This is a genomic window from Phenylobacterium sp., from assembly GCF_028290885.1.
Classification (GTDB): domain Bacteria; phylum Pseudomonadota; class Alphaproteobacteria; order Caulobacterales; family Caulobacteraceae; genus Phenylobacterium.
Genome location: NZ_JAQGIZ010000147.1, coordinates 1 through 3768 on the forward strand (window position 1 = coordinate 1; position 3768 = coordinate 3768).

3 protein-coding genes are annotated in these 3768 nt (G+C 67.6%); 1 reads left to right on the top strand and 2 read right to left on the bottom strand.

Annotated features, from left to right (window positions below):
* Nucleotides 1-582, top strand: a 582-nt coding sequence (locus JWP28_RS09995; protein WP_299542588.1) for a phosphoribosylformylglycinamidine cyclo-ligase, incomplete at its 5' end; no start/stop codon positions are given.
* Between the two features lie 403 nt (nt 583-985).
* Here the strand turns inward: JWP28_RS09995 and JWP28_RS10000 are convergent.
* Both JWP28_RS10000 and JWP28_RS10005 read right to left on the bottom strand, forming a co-directional pair.
* On the bottom strand, nt 986-2041 hold the full coding sequence (locus JWP28_RS10000; protein ID WP_299542590.1) for a 2-oxoacid:ferredoxin oxidoreductase subunit beta: 1056 nt from the start codon (nt 2039-2041) through the stop codon (nt 986-988).
* Nucleotides 2038-3768 (bottom strand): 2-oxoacid:acceptor oxidoreductase subunit alpha (locus JWP28_RS10005; protein WP_299542592.1); only part of this gene is annotated, 1731 nt, incomplete at its 5' end. The genes JWP28_RS10000 and JWP28_RS10005, both read right to left, overlap by 4 nt.

The following is a 3768-nucleotide window of genomic DNA, read 5'->3' on the forward strand; positions in this document are numbered from 1 at the left end:
GGCATGTACGCCGCCGGCGACTACGACATGGCGGGCTTCTGCGTCGGCGCCGTCGACCGCGACAAGGTGCTGCCGCGCCTGGCCGACCAGAAGCCGGGGGACATCCTGGTGGGCCTGGGCTCGAGCGGCCCGCACTCCAACGGCTATTCGCTGATCCGCCGCATCGTCGAGCGCTCCGGCCTGGCCTGGGATGCGCCGGCGCCCTTCGCGCCGGGCAAGACGCTCGCCCAGGCGCTGCTGGCGCCCACGCGCATCTATGTGAAGACCGTGCTGCCGCATCTGAAGGCCGGCCGCATCGAGGGCCTGGCCCACATCACCGGCGGCGGCCTGATCGAGAACCCGCCCCGGGCCATCGCCGAGGGACTGGTCGCCCGCTTCGACTGGGACGCCTGGGCGCTGCCGCCGGTGTTCGCCTGGCTGCAGGAGGTGGGCGGCGTCTCCGACCTGGAGCTGCGCCGTACCTTCAACTGCGGCGTGGGCCTGATGCTGATCGTCGATCCCCGCGACCTGGCCGAGGTGCTGGAGGGCCTGGTCCGAGCCGATGAGGACGCGTTCGTGATCGGGGAGTTGGCGAAGGCCTAGCCACCCCTACTCCGATCATCCCTGCGAAAGCGGGGACTCGGGTTCTTTCGACGCCCGCTTGCGAACCATTGCGGTGGCTACACCGCTGGCGCGCAGGCATCACTCTGCGTCAGTCGTTGGGCTTGAAGTTGCGAGATGCGTTGGCGACTGCCGCGCCGATCAGCCCCACCACTCCGACGATGTAAAAGCGCATGTCGGATCGCGGGAGTGCGCAGAGAAGAATTAGTGCGAGAATCAAAAGCGTTATGCCGGTGTATCGCACGAGCTGGTATCGAAACTGGCTCCGGCGCGCCCACCACATTCAGCTTCACCTCTCACGTTCAGTTACCTGAGCGAACTTTGGCCGCGCGGCCTGAAGTTTCCGAGAACAACCTGGGCCCCGCTTTCGCGGGGATGAGCCTGGCTATCTCAGCCCCGCGTTGATCTTCTCCAGCGCCGCCGCGCCCGGGACCAGGGCCGGGCCATCCAACTCATTCAGCGGCGTGTCCACAGTCTCCAGCGCGTCGTGCAGGTCGGCGCTATCCGGGTCAATGTAGAGCAGCCCCGTCACCACCTGGCCCCTCGCCTGCCGGGCCTGCAGATAGCCCAGCGCCTGGGCGCGATTGTTCGGGTTGTAGAGCTCGGCGAGCTTGTGGAGCGAGAGCACCGAGCCGTCGTGCTGGGCCACCTTCACCGTCGTGCCGGGCGCATAGTCCACGTGGATGGGCGCCCTGGCGGGGATCATGTCCAGCCGGTTCACCGCCTCGTTGTGCTCGCGCACATAGTCAAAGCTCTTGGTCGAGCCGGCGTGGTTGTTGAACTGCACGCACGGGCTGATGCAGTCGATGAAGGCCGCGCCCTTGTGCACCAGCCCGGCCTTGATCAGCGGCACCAGCTGCTCCTTGTCGCCGGAGAACGAGCGGCCGACGAAGGTCGCGCCGAGCTGCAGGGCCATGCCCACCAGGTCGATGCCGGCGTCGTGGTTGACCACGCCTTTCTTCGACTTCGAGCCCTTGTCGGAGGTGGCCGAGAACTGGCCCTTGGTCAGGCCGTAAACGCCATTGTTCTCGACGATGTAGAGCATGTTGACGCCGCGCCGCACCGCGTGGGCGAACTGGCCGAGGCCGATGGAGGCGGTGTCCCCGTCGCCGGAGACGCCCAGATAGATCAGGTCCTTGTTGGCGAGGTTGGCGCCGGTCAGCACCGAGGGCATGCGGCCGTGCACGGTGTTGAAGCCGTGGCTCGCGCCCAGGAAATAGTCCGGGGTCTTCGACGAACAGCCGATGCCCGACAGCTTGGCGATCCGGTGCGGCGGCAGGTCGAGCTCGAACACCGCCTGGATGATCGCCGCCGAGATCGAGTCGTGCCCGCAGCCGGCGCACAGCGTCGAGACCGAGCCCTCATAGTCGCGCCGGGTGAAGCCGAGCGCGTTCGCGGCCAGCTTCGGATGATGCAGCTGGGGTTTCAGGATGTAGGTCATTCGGCGGCCTCGATCTGGCCCATGGCGAGGATCTGACCGATCTCGCCGGCGATGAACCGCGCGGTGATCGGGGTGCCGTCGTAGTGCAGCACCGGCACGAGCTTGGCCGGGTCGATCTCGCCCTCGTTGACCAGCAGGGTCCGAAGCTGGGCGTCGCGGTTCTGCTCGACCACGAACACCCGCTTGTGGGTGGCCACGAAATCGTAGACCTCGTCGCAGAACGGGAAGCCACGCACGCGCAGCGCATCGACATGCCGCCCCTGCCCTTCCAGCATCTCCAGCGCTTCGTGCATGGAGGGGGTCGAGGAGCCGAAATAGATCACGCCGTCGCAGACCTGCTCGTTTGGGGTCTTGCGCTTGGCGGGCCGGTGGACCGGCGCCGGGATCAGGCCCTTGGCGGTCTCGAACTTGCGCAGCAGGCGCTTCATGTTGTCGACGTAGACCGAGCCCTCTTCGGAATAGCGCGCGTTGGGATTGCGCGAGGTGCCGCGGGTGAAATAGCTGCCCTTGGACGGGTGAACCCCCGGATAGGTGCGGTAAGGGATGCCGTCGCCGTCCACGTCCCGGTAGCGGCCGAAGTCGGCGCCCGCCTCCAGCTCGTCGTGGGTCATCACCTTGCCGCGGTCGAGGCTCCGGGCGTCGTCCCAGGCGAAGGGCTTGGTCAGCCACTCGTTCATGCCGATGTCGAGGTCGAGCATGACGAAGATGGTGGTCTGCAGCCGGTCGGCGAGGTCGAAGGCTAGCGCCCCCATCTCGAAGCATTCGCCGGGATCTGCGGGCAGCAGCATCGGGTGCTTGGTGTCCCCGTGGCTGGCGTAGGCCGCGCCGATCAGGTCGGCCTGCTGGGTGCGCGTCGGCATGCCGGTAGACGGCCCGCCCCGCTGCACGTCGAAGATCACCGCCGGGATCTCGGCGAAGTATGAGAGCCCGATGAACTCGGTCATCAGTGAGACGCCCGGCCCGGAGGTGCAGGTGAAGGCGCGCGCGCCGTTCCAGCCGGCTCCAACGACGATGCCGATCGAGGCGATCTCATCCTCGGCCTGGACGATGGCGTAGCGCGCCTTGCCGTCGGGGTCGGTCCTGAGGTCCTCGCAATAGCCGGTGAAGGCCTCGGCCAGCGAGGTCGAGGGCGTGATCGGATACCAGGCGCAGACCGTGGCGCCGCCGTAGACGGCGCCGAGCGCCGCTGCGGAGTTGCCCTCGACGAAGATCCGGTCGCCGACCCTGTCCGCCTTCCTGACCTGCAGGCGCAGGGGTTCGAGCTCGGCCTTCACGTAGTCGACGCCCAGGTGCAGGGCCTCGACGTTGGCGGCGATCAGCTTGGCGCGGCCGGCGAACTGCTCGGCCAAAAGCTGCTCGATCACCGCCGGGTCGATGCCCAGGAGGGCGGCCAGCGCGCCGACGTAGACGATGTTCTTGAACAGCTGCCGCTCGCGGGGAAGCTCGTAGCGGTCGTTGCACATCTCGGTCAGCGGCACGCCGACGATGGTCACGTCATCGCGGAATTTCGACGGCGGCAGCGGCTTGGTGGAGTCGTAGAACAGGTAGCCGCCCGCCTCGATCTCGGCGATGTCGCGGTCCCAGGTCTGCGGGTTCATGGCGACCATCAGGTCCACCCCGCCGCGCCGCCCCAGGTGCCCCGCCTCGGTCACCCGCACCTCGAACCAGGTCGGCAGGCCCTGGATGTTGGAGGGGAAAATGTTGCGCGCCGCCACCGGCACGCCCAT

Coding starts and splice junctions, on each gene's coding strand:
- JWP28_RS10000 (WP_299542590.1), bottom strand. CDS start 2,041: ATGACCTACATCCTGAAACCCCAGCTGCATCATCCGAAGCTGGCCGCG.